We start from the raw sequence: 16,063 nt of genomic DNA, 5'->3' as shown, positions 1-16,063 counted from the left end.
AACATCTTCGTTAGAAAATGCTACTGCAGATGGTCCAACAAAAACAGATGCCAGGTCTTCAAGTCCAGCTTTTTCAGCTGCACGACGCAAGATTGAGTTTTTGATAACTTTGTACTCAACTTCGCTTCCACGAAGCTCACGACGAAGAACGGTATCTTGCTCAACAGTCAAACCACGAGCGTCAACAACGACGATAGATGCAGCAGCTTTCATTTTCTCAGCAACTGCGTCAACCAGTTCCGCTTTTTTAGCAATAATAGCTTCACTCATTTAGTGTTTCACCTCCGTAATTATTTTGCTTGGGAATTTTCCAAAAGAAAAACGCGCCCAAACCTAGACACGAAAGTACAATACGCTTCTTTTTACATGATACGTTTTGTCCTCGGTAGGATCTTTATGAGTCGAGCTCCCCTACTGTCTTAGGCAGTTTTTTCAAACCATTGATAATTATAGCAAAAGAAAAAAAAGATTGCAAGTCTTTTAAGCAATCTTTTTGAATTTAATATTTCTATCCCGCAAATCTCTTACTTGACTAATATCTACTTCTTTCCCTTAGTCGAAAGTTTCGAGTTCAATATAATCAAAGTTCTCTCTTATATAATCAAATAAGGCATCTTTATGATCGTTCTGATTCATTCCAATAAACTTTCGAAACAAATCTGTACGGAGTTCAGTTTCACTGCCATCAAGGGACCATGCAGAAAAATAAACTCGCCTCACCTCACGAAAACGGGAAAGACGAAAAACATGCACCTTCATAAATGCACCTATCTTAGAACATTCTGGTAGGTAGGCAATATCAAATGTCCTGTAACAAATGAGATGATCGCCATAAACCAAAACTTGCAAATCTTCGTCAAAGTAGTCCGCATCATTAAGATTTTGCCAGTCCTCCTCAAGCTCAGGGTAACAATCTCTCAATTCCTGAATATTACTGTTTAACAAAAGATTATTTTTTATCATTCTATAGATAGACTCAACTAAACTCATATGGATCCAAATAAAGAAAAGAATCAACATAAAATTTTCACGAATCAAATCTAGCCAAAATGATAATCCTACTTTTAATGTATGATAAATAGCACTACACGAATATAAACCAAAGAAGATAGCGCCAAACATTGGACCGATCATCATCAAAATTCTAGCTTTTAGCGGCGAAAACTTAATTCTTTTTCCCACTTCCCCCAGCTCCTCCTAAACTCAATTCTTTATCTCCTTTTATACCGCATTTCCCCTCTTGTGTATTTAACTTTGTTTCCATCTGGATACTGAACAGTGTTCTTATTCATAACATCTTCTTTTGTTTGTATAATATACCAAATTAATTTAACAAACTTAAGCATTTTCCACTGGGTAAGTTAAGCGCAACACATACGCTGTCAATTCACTACTCATTATCATTCACCTCTCTATATTCATTTATTATAGTTTCTGATTTTAGGGAACGCGAAGTGGACATATTAACTTGAACATATTTTCTATCATCACTGATATTTCTGGTAAACGAAAGAACAAAATTTTCATTTTGATTTCTCCAAGATGAATCCAAGTGATTCTTTTTTGCTAATTCCTCATCCAAATAATATGCCAAATGATAGGCAGGAATGTCAGGGTCATATCGACTATTAATTAATTTATAGCCGGCCAATATTTTTTCAGAAAAAACATTGGATTGAAAGAGAAAAGTGATGTTTTTCGCTTCTTCCTCCATAACATAATCTGAATCTAAACTCTCCCACCCTTGAGCAGAATATTGAATATTGTGTTTGTACTCAATCTCACTAGTTGTATCATCTTCAAAAAACCTTCCAGTCTTTTTTTCAATAAATCCTTTAATGGATTTATCAATAGGATTCCCTGAAACATTTATAGAATATTGAACATCTTTCCCAGTCTCGTCAAAATTTGAAACTGTATAAATAATTTCAAATCCTTTTGGATAAAATTTAAACAAGTCCGAAACATTTGCAGTAGAATAAATCTTTTCTAAATCCACAAACTGACTTTCCACATGAGCTCGGCTATTTTTATCACAACCGAACAAATTTGTCATAATTACTAAACCTCCTAAAATTATAATGAATATTTTTAAAAATTTCTTCATAACCTTCTCCTTTTCCTTACCCATCATCCTATTGTTTGAAAAACCATGGTTTATCCTTGTGATTTTATTCCATTATCTCCTCTTTCATCTTGGTCATTTCCTTAAGCATTTCTTGAACTTGGTGCAGGGAAAGACTGATAGAATCCTGACCAGCAGGTTTTTCACAGGGTTTTATCCATTTATAAATCGTCTGATTAGAGATGCCATACTCTTTGACTAATTCCGAGACTAGCTTACATGAATCATGTAAACGAACAAGGGGTTCCTTGAATCCTTGGCTGTACTTTTGTGATATGTAAACATCTCCCTTGGTTATCTACTATTCTACAAAATGCGTCCATGCAATCATACTAACATTATCAGTATAAACATCATTATCTAATACAAAATAAATACTTATTTCTATGTAGTAACGGATATGAAATCTATCCCCTAAATTTTTATACTCTTTGCATAAATCTCCTTTTATAACATATTAACCTACACCCTATTATAGATTACTTTGATTGTTTTGTAAATCAATTTTGAAGATAAATACGAACTTTTAGTTTTATTATAATTTTATAGTTCGTGTTTAGGAAGTTATACCAATTTCAAATAAAAAACTAGAGGAATTTCATCTCATTCCTCTAGCTATTTGATTAACTTCCAACAAACTGCTCTGTAAAGAGATTGATGATTGTAAAGTAGCTTATCACAAACAAATAACAATGGGTTATCAAATTTGTCCACAAGGTTGTATTTATTTAAGGAGACATCAAAAAAAGGATTCGAAAATCCTTTTTTTGTCAGTCCACATAATTATTTTCTTCCTTATTAAACCAAGCGTATGGCAAACCTATGAGTAGACCACCACCGATGAGGTTACCGATAAAGGTTACGCCCCAGTGGCGTAGGATATTTCCAATACCAAAATTTTGCACTTCCGCTGCTGCTGAGCTGAATTTCACGATAGCAAAGGAAGCAAAGTTGGCTGCCAAGTGTTCGTTAGTCAGGAATACAAACATATAAATGGCTGATATAACTAAGAAGAGCTTAACTGTACTATCCTTGACCAAGACGAAGGAAAGAATAGCAATATTAACAAAGATATTGGCTAACACTCCCTCTAGCAGAATCAACTCATTAGATCGAGCAAGCTTCATCTGCACAACACCAGAAATGAAACTATCTTTGCTAAGCCCTGCATAAGCAGCCGAGTTAGCAAAGAGCCAGCCGGCAATCAAAGCGCCAATCAGATTGAAAAAGGTACAATAAAGCAAAATCATCAAAGCCTTTTTCCAGTCAATCTTCTTCAAAAAGGTACCAGCAGTCAGAAACATCATATTGGAAGTCACCAACTCTGCATTTAGAAAGACAATGTAAGCCAATCCCCAAGCAAAGATGAAAGGAAAGAGAAAGCGCCCAGTTCCTGGAACGATCTTATTCGTCAAATCAGCCGCAATAGCTCCAGCACCAGTACTAAAGGTTAGGAAAGCTCCAGCAAAGATGGAACGAACAGCGTACTTGGCCTTGCTTGTATCAAACAAAGCTTCTTTCTTGCGGCAAGCTGCTTCAATTTTAGGGATAAATGTCGATTCAGGCATAAAAAGTTCTCCTATTAATTTAAACTATGTATAGTATATCACAAAGTTCTTTCTTTTGATAGCGTTTTCGAGAACCTTTTTAAATTTTCTAAAAAAGGATTGAAAATAAATTTTCAATCCTTTAATCCTTTTGCCAACTGAGCAATATCTTCTGGCCGTGTTCGGCAGCAACCACCAAAAAGCCGCACTCCTTGCTCTTGCCAAAGTTGACTATTTTCCAGCAAGCTCCGCTCCTGCTCTGGATCGTCGTGCCAAGTCTTGGTCAAGCCATTATAAGTTTCGCCAGAATTTGGATAGGTCAGAAAATGTTTGTTGCACACTTGTCCAAGCCCATCTAATAACGGAGCAATTAAATGAGGAGCTGTACAGTTAAAACCAACCGCCAAAACTTGTGGACTTTCTTGAGCCAAGTTTCCTAATTCCTCAATCTTAGTGCCATCTGATATAGCATTCTCCGACTGGGCGACAAAGGACAAATAAGCCTCAGCCTGCGGAAATTCCTCAGCTAAAAGCCGGAGGATTGCTGCCGCTTCTGCTCCATTTGGAATCGTTTCAATAGCCAACAAGTCGCTCCCAGCTTCTAGTAAAGCTTGGATACGCGGACGGTGAAAATCTCGAAATTCTTCCTCACTCAGCTGGTAGTCTCCCGTATACTCCGAACCATCAGCTAAATAAGCAGCATAAGGTCCTACTGACCCAGCAACTAATGGATAAGAGCGCTGCTTTTGCTCTTCTGGAGATAATTCTTGCCAGACATTTTCGATTGCCTTTTGTGCTAAGAAGACTGTCTCTTTTAAAAGATCGTAACCCTTTTCAGGAGTTAGTCCTGCCTCTATAAATGCTGGAATGCTAGCCTGATAACTGGACGTAGTGATGATGTCACTGCCAGCTCTCACATAGCTTTCATGCACATCTTGAATAATCTGAGGCTGGTCTAATAGGTATTGAGCGGACCAAAGCTTACCAGATACATCATAACCCCGGTTTTCCAACTCTGTACCTAAGGCTCCATCTAAAATAATAATTTCTCGCTTGTCAAGCAAATCTTTAAATTTTCCCATGCTATACTCCTAGAATCTACGATTAAACATAAAAAGAGGTCTCCCTCTTTTTTTGTTGTCTACATTAAAATCTATTCGCCCAGGCAGTATCGACATCCAAGATATCTTGAGTAGTGTATTGCTGACGATAGGGATTGTAAACGATATAGCCAGCACCAGACTCATAGAGTGGTGAATCAAAGCGAGTCAAATCGTATTTTTCAATAATATAATTCAATTTAGCATTATAGCTGGTATCTGTCGCATAGACACCAGTCAGGGCAGCTGTTGCATCCTGATAGGTTGGTGCATTGCTCTTCCAAGCACCTGCAAAATGCCCTTGCTTGAGTACAGCAACATAGTCTTGCAGGGACTCTACATAGCTAGGATAAGAACGAAAACTGTCGTTGATGGTATAAGCATTTCCTTCTCCATCATCTTCCCAAGTCTCCATATTAGCAGACTGACCGTCATAGTGACCTTTGATACCGAAAAGGTTATAATGAGGTTCACCAGACAGACCAGACTGTCCTGAACCACTTTCCAAAATAGCCTGTGCAATCATAACAGAGGCATAAAGATCATTGTCCTGTCCCAACTGACGCGCTGGCTCACCGATTTGTGAAATGAAATAGTCTGTTTGATTCATAGGCTGCTGGTCGCTATTATTGGCACTAGCAGGATTAATATGCTTTGCCAAGACGAAGCCAACAGCAATTGTTGTTGTCATGATGAATAAAGCTGAAAGGATTCTCTTACCTTTTTTTGAAATTCTCTTTTTCACAGCACTTCTCCTGAATAAGATGTTAATGATACCATTGTAACATACTAAAGATTAAAAAAACACTATTGATAATTTACAAGTATATGACATTTTTCGTTTTATTTCAAAAAATCCAACTCAAAAACGAGTTGGATTTAATTCGTATTATTAAATTTTTGATAAAATCGCGTCCCAAGCAGCATCTAAGCCATCCTTGGTGACTGAGGAAAAAAGAATGAAATCATCATTTTTGTCAAAATCCAGTTTTTTCTTAATGGCCGACTCATGCTTATTCCATTTTCCGCGAGGGATTTTATCAGCTTTGGTCGCTACTAGTATAACCGGAATGTCATAATATTTCAGAAATTCATACATCTGCACATCATCTGCGCTGGGATCATGCCGAAGATCAACTAGGCTGACAACTGCTCTGAGATTTTCACGACTGGTCAGATACTCCTCAATCATCCGCCCCCATTTTTCACGCTCTTTTTTGGAAACACGGGCATAGCCATAACCTGGCACATCAACAAAACGCAGCTTGTCATCAATGTTAAAAAAGTTTAGCAGCTGAGTTTTTCCAGGTTTTCCTGAAGTTCGCGCTAAATTTTTACGATTGAGAAGTGTGTTGATGAAGCTGGACTTTCCAACGTTTGATCGGCCAGCTAAGGCAATCTCTGGAATATCATCTTGAGGGTAGTGCGATTTATTGGCTGCACTCAGCAAAATCTCTGCGTTGTGGGTATTGATTTCCATAAGCACCTCGTTAGGCAGTTTCTAGAATAGGCTTATCTGTTCCATCTACTGCTTCTTTGGTAATGCGGACAAGTTTTACATTTTCCTGACTTGGGACCTCAAACATGACATCCATCATAGTTTCTTCAATGATAGAGCGAAGTCCGCGTGCACCAGTTTTACGTTCGATCGCTTTATTGGCAATCTCCTGCAGAGCATCTTCGTCAAATTCAAGCGTAACATCATCATAAGACAGAAGTGCCTGATACTGCTTAATAAGGGCGTTTCTAGGCTCTTTCAGAATACGGACCAAATCATCAACTGTCAGTTGCTCCAGAGCAGCAAAAACAGGCAAACGGCCAATCAACTCAGGAATAATTCCAAACTTTTGAACGTCTTCTGATATAATTTCCTGCATATAGGAACTATCTTCGTCGATTGCTCGGTTGTTCTGACCGAAACCAATGATTTTCTCACCCAGACGCTGTTTTACGATTTCTTCGATACCGTCAAAAGCACCACCAACAATGAAGAGAATGTTCTTAGTATCAACCTGAATCATTTCTTGCTGGGGATGCTTGCGTCCACCCTGCGGCGGTACACTAGCTACTGTTCCTTCGATAATCTTCAGGAGAGCTTGCTGAACTCCTTCACCCGAAACATCACGGGTGATAGAGACATTTTCGCCTTTCTTAGCAATCTTGTCAATCTCATCGACATAGATAATCCCACGTTCTGCACGTTCAATATTAAAGTCAGCCGCCTGCAAAAGCTTGAGCAGGATATTTTCCACATCTTCTCCGACATAACCAGCTTCAGTCAGAGCAGTTGCGTCCGCAATGGCAAAAGGCACATTGAGACTGCGAGCAAGAGTCTGCGCCAGGAAGGTTTTACCTGACCCGGTCGGGCCAATCATCAAAATATTTGACTTTTGAAGTTCCACATCTTCTTCTTCGCGGCTGTCGTGGTAGTTAATACGCTTGTAGTGATTATAGACCGCTACTGCTAAGGCACGCTTAGCTCGGTCTTGCCCGATAACATAGTGGTTCAAGATATTCAGCAGCTCCTGAGGTTTTGGTACCTCAGATAGATCTGCCAGCACTTCCTCAGCTAATTCTTCACGGATGATTTCCTGCGCCAGCTCCACACATTCATTACAGATAAAGGCGTTGTTGCCAGCAATAATCTTCTGCACCTCATCTTGATTCTTCCCACAGAAAGAACAAAAAACCATCATATCATCATTACGACTTGTAGGCATTGTTTACTCCAATTCTAAAATTCTAAATCTATTTATTTTCTTTCGCACATGTTAAAAAAGTGTCATATAAAAAGCATGAATGGAATTTACCAAGTTTGTAAAAGCATTCAGCAAAAATAAAGCCGCCAGTCCAAACCGCTTTTTCCGAAAGGTTTGAACGGCACAAATAAGACAAATGACACATAAAAAGGCCGTAAAAAAACCAAAAATACTACGTTCCATTCTTACGAGTCCTTCCTTTGGTATCTTTTTATAGTGAAATCATAAGGGTTCTTTTCATCTTTAGCATAAAATTCACTGCTAACTTCCTGATAAGGAGCCCAGTCAAATGTCTCAGGGAAATAGGTATCTCCTTCAAGTTTAGCAGCAATCTGAGTCTGAATCAATTCTTCCAAATACGGCTCAAAAGCTCTGATAATTTGCGCTCCGCCGATAATATACAAGTTTCTATCCTGCTTGTGGTACCACTCCAAGACATCTTCCACATTGCTGAACAACAAGACATTTTCATTGTCAACTTGATAGTTCTTATCCTTGCTCAAAATCAGACTTATTCGATTTGGCAAAACGCGACGCTGCAGACCATCAAAGGTCACACGCCCCATTAAAATAGCATGTCCAGTGGTTGTTGCTTTAAAATGCTGCAATTCTGCCGGGAGATGCCATGGCATGACCTTGTCTTTTCCAATCAGACCATCCTCTGCCTGAGCCCAAATGGCAATAATCTTCTTTGTCATCCTTTTATCCTTTGTATTAGTAACTCTATTCTATCAAATTTGCTGTAAAAAGGCATGTTTAAAGTATGATTCAAGCAGAACTTTTGCTGAGGTTGGCAGTTTTCGCATACACTTATCAAAATCTTTAAATAGCCAAATCGAACTTCAGCTGAGGTTTAACGGGATCATAGTCCAGCAACTCAAAATCTTCTGCTTTGATATCAAAGAAACTAGTCCCATCAGGTACATTTAAAAGGAGTCGAGGTTGGCAGTCGCTGGGTTCGCGGCGCAAGAGCTCTTCCGCCTGGTCGAACTGATTATCATAGATATGCAAGTTATTGATAAAGTAAAAGAACTTGCCGACCTTCCAGCCAAAATGCTTAGCAATCATCATCTGCAGAGCCACATACTGCATAGCATTGATGTGATGAGCAACCAACATATCATTTGAGCGCTGAGTAAGAGTCGCATCCAGATAAATGTCTCCATCTACACGCCGAACATCAAACATGGTCTGAAAAGCGCATGGAAGCAAGCCATCTGTTTCTTCAAAAGCTTCATAATCCCAGAGAGAGATGATATTGCGACGGTTCCAAGGATTGGCTTCCAGCTGTTGGAGAATTTTATTGATAATATTGTGCTTCTTGACAACTGCTCCGTAGCGCTGCCCGATAGTACCCGTATCGCCAACTTCCCAGTCATTCCAATAGTGAACATTGTATTTGTCATTGAGCAATTCTAAGCTATTAGACTGATCTTGATAGATCCAGAGTACTTCCTTGATGGCAGACTTGATAGCAATAGGGCGCAGAGTCGTGATTGGGAACTCTCTCTTGCTCAAATCGTATTCCGCAAAAGAACCAGTGATATATTTGGAATTGGCCACATTTCCATCCTTGTAGCGCGGACGAGCATTTTCAGAAAAAACACCTTGCTCCATAATCTTTTTAATATTCTCTTTGAAAATCGTATCTGCTAACGTCATGATTTCTCCTTCGTTCAGTGAGCTTTTTCTAGTATAGCAAATTTTCTATAAAAATTCTCCTACAGACCTTTCTGCAGGAGAACAAATAAAGCAAACTTGTATAATTTATTGTAAAACCAATGATGCTGCTCCGATAACACCAGCATCATTTCCAAGAGTAGCCAAGGCCAACTTGGTTGAAGTACGAACCTGCGGGAAGCTATTCTCTTCATAAACCTTGCGTACGCCATCCAGCAGGAAATCACCTGCAGCTGATACACCACCCCCGATAACGATTGTAGATGGGTTGAGGATAGAGCCGATATTGGCACAGGCAATTCCTAGATAGCGAGCGAAATTGCGATAGACAATCAGAGCCAGCTCATCGCCTTCTTTCGCCAAGTCAAAGGCGATCTTCGCATTGACATCCTCACCATTGTCAATCAGTTTTTTCAACTCGGCATCACCAGCATATTCATCAGCATAGCGGCGAGTCAGATTGACAATACCAGTCGCAGATGCCACAGTCTCTAGGCAGCCCTTCTTGCCACAAGTACATTGAATAGGCTGATCAAAGTCAACAGTGATGTGGCCCAACTCTCCTGCTGCCCCAGCAAGTCCGTGCAAGAGCTTGCCTTCGGCAACAATTCCTCCGCCAACACCTGTACCCAGTGTCATAAAGACTACATCAGGCTGGTTTTCTCCAGCTCCCATCCAGCGTTCACCCAAAGCGGCAACGTTAGCGTCGTTGTCAATATAGAAAGGAATCCCAGTCGCTTTTTCAATCTTATCCTTTACCGGCTGCAGCGTCTTCCAATTGAGATTGTAAGCACCAATAACAGTCCCTTTCTCACGGTCAACTACTCCTGGCGAGCCCATACCAATCCCGATAAAATCCTCTGCTGAAAGCTGAAGCAAGTCCAAACGATGCAGGATTGACTCAATCATATCATCTACGATGTGGCTACCCTCGTCCAAAATATTGGTTTTAATGGACCATTTTTCCTGAATTTCGCCCTCTGAAGTCAAAATAGCAAATTTAATAGATGTTCCGCCAAGGTCAATTCCGATTATTTTTTTTGACATGATGTTCTCCTCTGTGTTTTATTTATCATCATTATATCAGATTTTTTTAGTAAGGAAAAGGTTTGCATAAAGAAAAATGAAAAGCAAATTAATCTTTATTCCCCAAGTAAACTCACAACTCTTTTGTATAATAATATCTTTCACCAGTATACGGATAGTCTTTCAGCGCAAACACTTCTGTATAGCCGTGCTTTTTATAAAAATCTGGGGCTTGAAACTGATACGTATCCACAAACGAATATTTGCATTTCCTTTCTCTAGCTTCCTGTTCAGCCCTGTACAGTATTTCTGATCCTATGCCTTGCCCTCGCAAATCCTCGTTCACATACAAATACTCAATCTCCAGCCAATTACCAAAAGTTTCGGCCGACATACCGGCTAGCAGATTTCCTTGTTCATCTTCTACATAGATATTAAGAGGCTCACTTTTGGATGGCTCCCTCTTAGATTGATTGTAGGCTCTGATTAAATTTCCCAGTTCTTGTGTTGTCTTTGAGTCGTTATTTTCCAATCTTAGTTTCATAGATGCCTCCGTTTAGATTTCTGCCTAAACACTACCTCTTTCATCCATCTAACCCACTTAGGTATTCATAGCGCTCGTATTTTTCCAGCAATTTTTCGTTCTGCTCATCCAGTTCTTGCTGGAGTTGAGACAGGCGAGCAAAGTCAGAGCCATTCTCCTGCATGACTGCTTCAATCTCAGAAATCTGCTCCTCCAGCGCCTCGATATCGGCCTCAATAGACTCCCACTCCTGCTTTTCAAAGTAGGTCATGCGCTTTTTCTCCTCGCGCACTTTGGCCGATTTTTCCTTTTCCACCTTTTGGGAAATGGCAGAGCTTTCTGCCAGAAAGGCTTTTTCATCCAAGTAGTCAGTGTAATTTCCGAAAAACTCTCTGATACTTCCATCCTCAAAAGCCAAAATCTTGCTGGCTACCTTGTCCAGGAAATAACGGTCGTGGCTGACTGTAATAACTGGCCCGGCAAAGCCTTGCAGAAAATTCTCCAAGACCGTCAGAGTCGCAATATCCAAATCATTGGTCGGCTCGTCAAGAAGCAAGACATTCGGCTTTTCTAAGAGAAGCTTGAGCAGATACAGCCGCTTTTTCTCTCCGCCAGAAAGCTTTTCGATTAAAGTCCCATGAGTAGACCGAGGAAAAAGAAACTGCTCCAAGAGCTCTGCAATGGAAATCGTCCCGCTGCCTATCTTGACCTCCTCTGCTATTTCTTGCAGGTAATTAATGACTCGCTTAGACTCATCCAAGCCCTCAATCTGCTGAGAGAAATAGGCCACTCGGACTGTCTCTCCGATAATGAGCTGACCAGCCTGAGGATGAAGTTTACCGGCAATCAGATTGAGCAAGGTTGACTTGCCGACACCGTTATCTCCAACAATCCCAATACGGTCCTTGTTCTGGATTAAAAGGCTAAACTGAGAGAGAATAGGCTTCTGGTCATAAGCAAAGTCTACGTTTTGAAACTCGATAACCTTCTTACCGATACGGTTCGTTTCAAAGTTCATTTCCAGGTTGCTATCAGTCGTCTGGCCTGCCAAATCTTTCTTTAGGTCATGGAAACGATTGATACGAGCCTGTTGCTTGGTTGCCCGCGCCTGGGGCTGCCGCCGCATCCAGGATAGCTCCTGCTTGTACAGTTGCTGTTTCTTATGAAGCAAGGCCGCATCCCGTTCATCTTGCTCCGCCTTAAGACGGACATAGTCTTGATAATTTCCTTGATATTCAATCAAGCGACCGCCATCTAGCTCAAAAATCCGAGTTGAAATGTTATCCAAGAAATAGCGATCATGGGTGATGAAAAGAACGGTCTTCTTAGAATTTTTCAAGAAATGCGTCAGCCATTCAATGGTATCGATATCTAGGTGGTTAGTCGGCTCGTCCAGCAAGAGCAAATCAGCATCACCTAAGAGAACTTGAGCCAGCTGAACTCGGCGACGAAGGCCTCCTGATAACTGACCAACCTTGAGAGACAGATTTGTCAGACCAAGCTTGGACAGAACCGTCTTGACCTGACTTTCGATTTCCCAAGCATGGAGCGAGTCCATCTCGGCCATAACCGCTTCTAGTCTTGACTGTTGACTTTCATCATAAGCCGTCAGGAGCAGCTCATACTCTCGAATCAACTGCATTTCTCGTAAATCACTGGACAAAACCGTATCCAGCACCGTCTGATCCTCATCAAAATCAGGCTCCTGAGTCAGATAAGCAATCTTATAGCCCGTCTTAGCAGAAAAAGGGCTGACATCTCCATCAAAGCCCGACTTGCCCGACAAGACATCCAGGAGCGTTGTCTTTCCTGTTCCATTGACACCAATCAGACCAATCCGATCCAGATCATGAATAATAAAGGAAATGTCTCGAAAAACAGTCTTATCTCCTACTGATTTAGTTAGCTTTTCAACGATAAAATCGCTCATTTCTTCTCCTTGATATAAGCGTAAATGGCCTCTAAATCATTAGGTAAGTAGCCATCTACAATAGCGTATTCCAACTCTTTCAAAATTTGGCCAAGTTTTGGTCCTGGCTCAAAGCCGAACTCCCGCATCAGCATGCCGCCATTGACCACCATTTCCTGCTTACTATGAATAGTCAAACTGGCATCAAGATTCTGAATCGCAGAGAAATCAACTGACAAACCTTGTGCCTCCCGAAGCTCTTCTGCTTGTAGCAATAAGTCAATGTCATAGTCATAGCAGTCTCGCTTGGTCAAGTCTCGTTCTGAGCGAATGACCGCAATCTCAATCAAATCTTCTACTTTCTTGGCAAATTCACGAGAGGTCTTCCATTTTTTTAGAAAGCCTTTGACATTTTGCACATCTAAAGCCAGTAAAATGGCTGACCAAGCTTGCTCGGATGCTGAAAAGCGAAAATCTGAAGCCAAGTCAAAGAGCCTTTCTAACTTAGCTCTGCTTTCCTTCAAATCTGGCAAAAATTCTATAGCACCGCTTGTCAAGAGTGCCTCTAAACCCTTGCGCCAAAATGGAGCCAGCAGTAGCTTGTCGAACTCGATAAAAATTCGTTCGACTGAAATCTTTTCCAGCAAGGGAGCACAATCCTTCATAGCTACAAAAGTATCTTGCTCCAAGTCAAAATCCAAGGCAGCCTGAAAACGAAAGCCCCGCATGATACGGAGAGCATCTTCATTAAAGCGCTCTGCAGCAGTTCCAACTGCCCGCAAAATCCGATTTTCTAAGTCATCCAAGCCTTGGAAAAGATCGATGACCTGGCCGTTTTCATCCAAAGCTAGAGCATTGATGGTGAAATCGCGCCGCTTAAGATCTTCCTCCAAAGAGCGCACAAAAGAAACCTTACTGGGCCTGCGGTAGTCCACATAAACATCCTCGGTCCGGAAAGTCGTCACTTCGTATTCACGGTTGTTTTCCAGAACCAAGACAGTCCCATGCTCAATCCCCACATCAACTGTCCGGTCAAAGATACGCTTGGTTTCCTCAGGATAGCTGGAGCTAGCGATATCCACATCGTGAATAGGTCGCTGCAAAAGGGCATCGCGAACGGAGCCTCCAACAAAATAAGCTTCAAAGCCAGCCGCTTTTATCTTCTCTAATACTGGCAAAGCCTCCTGAAATTCAGAAGGCAGAGTTTCTAATCTCATAGTAAATGTTCCAATCCATAGACTAATTCTGAGCGTTTGACAACTTCTTTAATCGCGAGATTAACTCCTGTCATAAAGGAAGCACGGTCATAGGAATCATGCCGCAAGGTTAATCCCTCTCCCTGGCTGCCGAAGATTACTTCTTGGTGGGCAACCAGACCAGGCAAGCGAACCGAGTGAATACGCATGCCGTCGAAATCAGCTCCACGAGCGCCAGCTATAGACTCTTCCTCATCAGCAGCTCCCTGCTGCTTGCTCGGTCTGACTTTGCTGATGAGTTCGGCTGTGTTGATAGCCGTCCCGCTCGGTGCATCCTTTTTCTGGTCATGATGCAGTTCAATGATTTCTACATTCGGGAAATACTTGGCTGCCTGAGCCGCAAACTGCATCAACAAAACAGCTCCCAAGGCAAAATTAGGAGCAATTAATCCGCCCAGTTCCCATTCCCTAGACAGCGTGATTAACTCTTCCAACTGCTCTGGAGTAAATCCTGTCGTTCCGACCACTGGGCAAAATCCCTGGTCTAGAGCGAAGCGAGTATTGTCATAAGCTACTTTAGGGGTTGTAAAATCAACCCAGACATGGGCTTCCAGCCCAGCCAATTCTTCCTTGGCATTAAAGACGGGAACACCAGCCACTTCTTTTTCATCCGTAAAAGGATCCAGCAGTCCAACTAATTCTAATTCAGGATCTTCTGTCACCATTTTATAGGCTGCTTGACCCATTTTTCCTTTAAACCCAGCAATAATAACTTTGATACTCATTTTTCCCTCCTTACAGAGACAAGTTCTGACTTTTAAGCAATCAAATCACGGGAATATATCCCAGTGCAACGCTGCCCTCACCCAAGTGCGTCCCGATAACACTGCCAAAGGTTGCGATAGGAACTTCGCCAGCAAAACCGCTATCTAGCAGATTTTGCTGTAGATCAGCTGCTTTTTCTGGTGCATTGCCATGGATAACCATAATCTGATAAGCACCGCCTGCTGTTCTTTCTTGGACAAGTTCCAGCATACGCTTGGTTGCCTTCTTCTCCGTCCGAATCTTTTCAAAAACCTCTATCACACCATGATCGTTAAAATACAGAATAGGCTTGATGCTGAGCAGATTTCCCAGAATAGCTGCACCGTTAGACAGGCGTCCTCCTTTGACCAAGTGGTCCAAGTCGTCCACCATGATAAAAGCACTTGTGCCATCTATCTGCTTCTGGACATTGGCTAAAATTGCTTCAAACTCCAGGTCTTGTGCTGACCACTCTAGAGCTGATTGGACCATGATACCGAGCGGAGCGCTGGTAATCTTAGAATCCGGAAAGGCAATTTTCAAACCATGAAACTCATCTTTCAAATACTGGATATTTTGATAAAAACCTGAAATACCGCTGGATAGAAAGAGCCCCAGAACATGGGTATAATCTTTGCCGTCTAAAATGGTGAGAATCTCTTCTAACTCAGCAATACTAGGCTGACTGGTCTTGGGCAATTCATCTGACTGAGCCATTTTTTCATAAAATTCACTGGCTGTTAAGTTTCTACCTTCGACATAAGTCTCACCAGCAATCACAACCGGAATATCCAAGACGAAAAGATTTTCATTCTCCAGCAGGGAAGCCGGCAGATAGGCCGATGAATCTGTGATAACCGCTAACTTCATAATTAAAACTCCAAATTAATGCCTGGCAAATCCAGAGCAATTTCTGTCACTTCATAAGTTAAGCGGTTGAGCATAGTTAAGCAAGGCCGAGCCAGCTCTTCTACTTCATCGTGGTCAAATTCACTCGGTTCCTCAATAAGACGACCGTGAATGTGGTTGGCTTGCGAAATAGTTCCGCTGATAACAAAATTTTCAAAAACAATCATAAAGGTCAAAATCACAATCAATGAAGTTGTGTGGGCTTCGACATCTCTTTTGACCAATTGGAAATTCACATCAACCTTGGTTTCAGGTGTTCCATTTTCTTTTTCCCATTCAAAATTCCGGGCGTCAAAATGGTATTGACTAACAAATTCTTTTTCGCGCTGTATGTTCATTTTTATTCTCCTAAAAATATGCGATAGGCCCATTATACCATATATCGAGCGAAGTTTCCATGCTAAAATTTGCATGTTGGAAAACACAAAAAGAGAGTGGGACAGAAATCGGTAATTCGTTAGAATTCGATTTCGTCGTCCCACCTC

Annotated in this window: 19 protein-coding genes and 1 other annotated feature; all 19 genes read right to left on the bottom strand. The window is 41.2% G+C overall.

Annotation, left to right across the window (positions count from 1 at the left end; translation table 11 throughout):
- Positions 1-270, bottom strand: a 270-nt coding sequence (gene rplJ / locus QZ169_RS10270; RefSeq protein ID WP_295506828.1) for a 50S ribosomal protein L10, incomplete at its 3' end; no start/stop codon positions are given.
- Between the two features lie 36 nt (positions 271-306).
- Positions 307-442 (bottom strand) — a sequence feature (ribosomal protein L10 leader region).
- A 110-nt stretch (positions 443-552) separates the two neighbouring features.
- Positions 553-1,182 carry a hypothetical protein gene (locus QZ169_RS10265; RefSeq protein WP_295506826.1) on the bottom strand — a complete coding sequence of 210 codons (630 nt, stop codon included), beginning with the start codon at positions 1,180-1,182 and terminating at the stop codon, positions 553-555.
- Positions 1,183-1,390: 208 nt separating this feature from the next.
- Positions 1,391-2,107, bottom strand: a complete 717-nt coding sequence (locus tag QZ169_RS10260) for a hypothetical protein (protein WP_227963416.1) — start codon at positions 2,105-2,107, stop codon at positions 1,391-1,393.
- A gap of 64 nt (positions 2,108-2,171) precedes the next feature.
- Entirely contained in the window at positions 2,172-2,402 is a 231-nt protein-coding gene (locus QZ169_RS11570; protein WP_227963887.1) for a helix-turn-helix domain-containing protein, read from the bottom strand.
- A gap of 493 nt (positions 2,403-2,895) precedes the next feature.
- Positions 2,896-3,693 (bottom strand): formate/nitrite transporter family protein, encoded by a 798-nt coding sequence (locus tag QZ169_RS10255; RefSeq protein ID WP_295506824.1) that lies wholly within the window; start codon positions 3,691-3,693, stop codon positions 2,896-2,898.
- A 113-nt stretch (positions 3,694-3,806) separates the two neighbouring features.
- The gene (gene mmuM / locus QZ169_RS10250; RefSeq protein WP_295506822.1) at positions 3,807-4,754 is read right to left on the bottom strand and encodes a homocysteine S-methyltransferase; all 948 of its coding nucleotides are present in this window, start codon (positions 4,752-4,754) and stop codon (positions 3,807-3,809) included.
- Positions 4,755-4,818: 64 nt separating this feature from the next.
- Positions 4,819-5,517 carry a glucosaminidase domain-containing protein gene (locus tag QZ169_RS10245; RefSeq protein ID WP_061591818.1) on the bottom strand — a complete coding sequence of 233 codons (699 nt, stop codon included), beginning with the start codon at positions 5,515-5,517 and terminating at the stop codon, positions 4,819-4,821.
- A gap of 147 nt (positions 5,518-5,664) precedes the next feature.
- Entirely contained in the window at positions 5,665-6,252 is a 588-nt protein-coding gene (gene yihA / locus QZ169_RS10240; protein ID WP_002915299.1) for a ribosome biogenesis GTP-binding protein YihA/YsxC, read from the bottom strand.
- 10 nt (positions 6,253-6,262) lie between these two features.
- Entirely contained in the window at positions 6,263-7,492 is a 1,230-nt protein-coding gene (gene clpX / locus QZ169_RS10235) for an ATP-dependent Clp protease ATP-binding subunit ClpX (protein ID WP_227963412.1), read from the bottom strand.
- A 51-nt stretch (positions 7,493-7,543) separates the two neighbouring features.
- Positions 7,544-7,714 (bottom strand): hypothetical protein, encoded by a 171-nt coding sequence (locus tag QZ169_RS10230; RefSeq protein WP_002895584.1) that lies wholly within the window; start codon positions 7,712-7,714, stop codon positions 7,544-7,546.
- Between the two features lie 2 nt (positions 7,715-7,716).
- A complete protein-coding gene (locus tag QZ169_RS10225; protein ID WP_227963411.1) occupies positions 7,717-8,229 on the bottom strand; it encodes a dihydrofolate reductase in 513 nt (170 codons plus the stop codon).
- A 124-nt stretch (positions 8,230-8,353) separates the two neighbouring features.
- Positions 8,354-9,193 (bottom strand): thymidylate synthase, encoded by an 840-nt coding sequence (locus QZ169_RS10220; protein ID WP_227963410.1) that lies wholly within the window; start codon positions 9,191-9,193, stop codon positions 8,354-8,356.
- A gap of 105 nt (positions 9,194-9,298) precedes the next feature.
- Positions 9,299-10,258 carry an ROK family glucokinase gene (locus QZ169_RS10215; RefSeq protein WP_295506817.1) on the bottom strand — a complete coding sequence of 320 codons (960 nt, stop codon included), beginning with the start codon at positions 10,256-10,258 and terminating at the stop codon, positions 9,299-9,301.
- A 112-nt stretch (positions 10,259-10,370) separates the two neighbouring features.
- The gene (locus QZ169_RS10210) at positions 10,371-10,781 is read right to left on the bottom strand and encodes a GNAT family N-acetyltransferase (RefSeq protein ID WP_295506815.1); all 411 of its coding nucleotides are present in this window, start codon (positions 10,779-10,781) and stop codon (positions 10,371-10,373) included.
- A gap of 40 nt (positions 10,782-10,821) precedes the next feature.
- Positions 10,822-12,690 carry an ABC-F family ATP-binding cassette domain-containing protein gene (locus QZ169_RS10205; RefSeq protein ID WP_295506814.1) on the bottom strand — a complete coding sequence of 623 codons (1,869 nt, stop codon included), beginning with the start codon at positions 12,688-12,690 and terminating at the stop codon, positions 10,822-10,824.
- A complete protein-coding gene (locus tag QZ169_RS10200; protein WP_295506812.1) occupies positions 12,687-13,886 on the bottom strand; it encodes a CCA tRNA nucleotidyltransferase in 1,200 nt (399 codons plus the stop codon). The genes QZ169_RS10205 and QZ169_RS10200 overlap by 4 nt, the downstream gene beginning before the upstream one ends.
- Positions 13,883-14,650, bottom strand: a complete 768-nt coding sequence (dapB, locus tag QZ169_RS10195) for a 4-hydroxy-tetrahydrodipicolinate reductase (RefSeq protein ID WP_295506811.1) — start codon at positions 14,648-14,650, stop codon at positions 13,883-13,885. Before dapB ends, QZ169_RS10200 begins: the two co-directional genes overlap by 4 nt.
- A 40-nt stretch (positions 14,651-14,690) precedes the next feature.
- Complete coding sequence (locus QZ169_RS10190) at positions 14,691-15,539, bottom strand: DegV family protein (protein WP_295506809.1); 849 nt, start codon at positions 15,537-15,539, stop codon at positions 14,691-14,693.
- Positions 15,540-15,541: 2 nt separating this feature from the next.
- A complete protein-coding gene (locus QZ169_RS10185) occupies positions 15,542-15,916 on the bottom strand; it encodes a DUF1149 family protein (RefSeq protein WP_002915309.1) in 375 nt (124 codons plus the stop codon).
- Between the last annotated feature and the right edge of the window lie 147 nt (positions 15,917-16,063).

This window comes from uncultured Streptococcus sp. (assembly GCF_905372115.1).
GTDB lineage: Bacteria > Bacillota > Bacilli > Lactobacillales > Streptococcaceae > Streptococcus.
The sequence above is the reverse complement of the archived record's forward strand: the minus strand, read 5'-3'. Positions and strand labels throughout refer to the sequence as shown.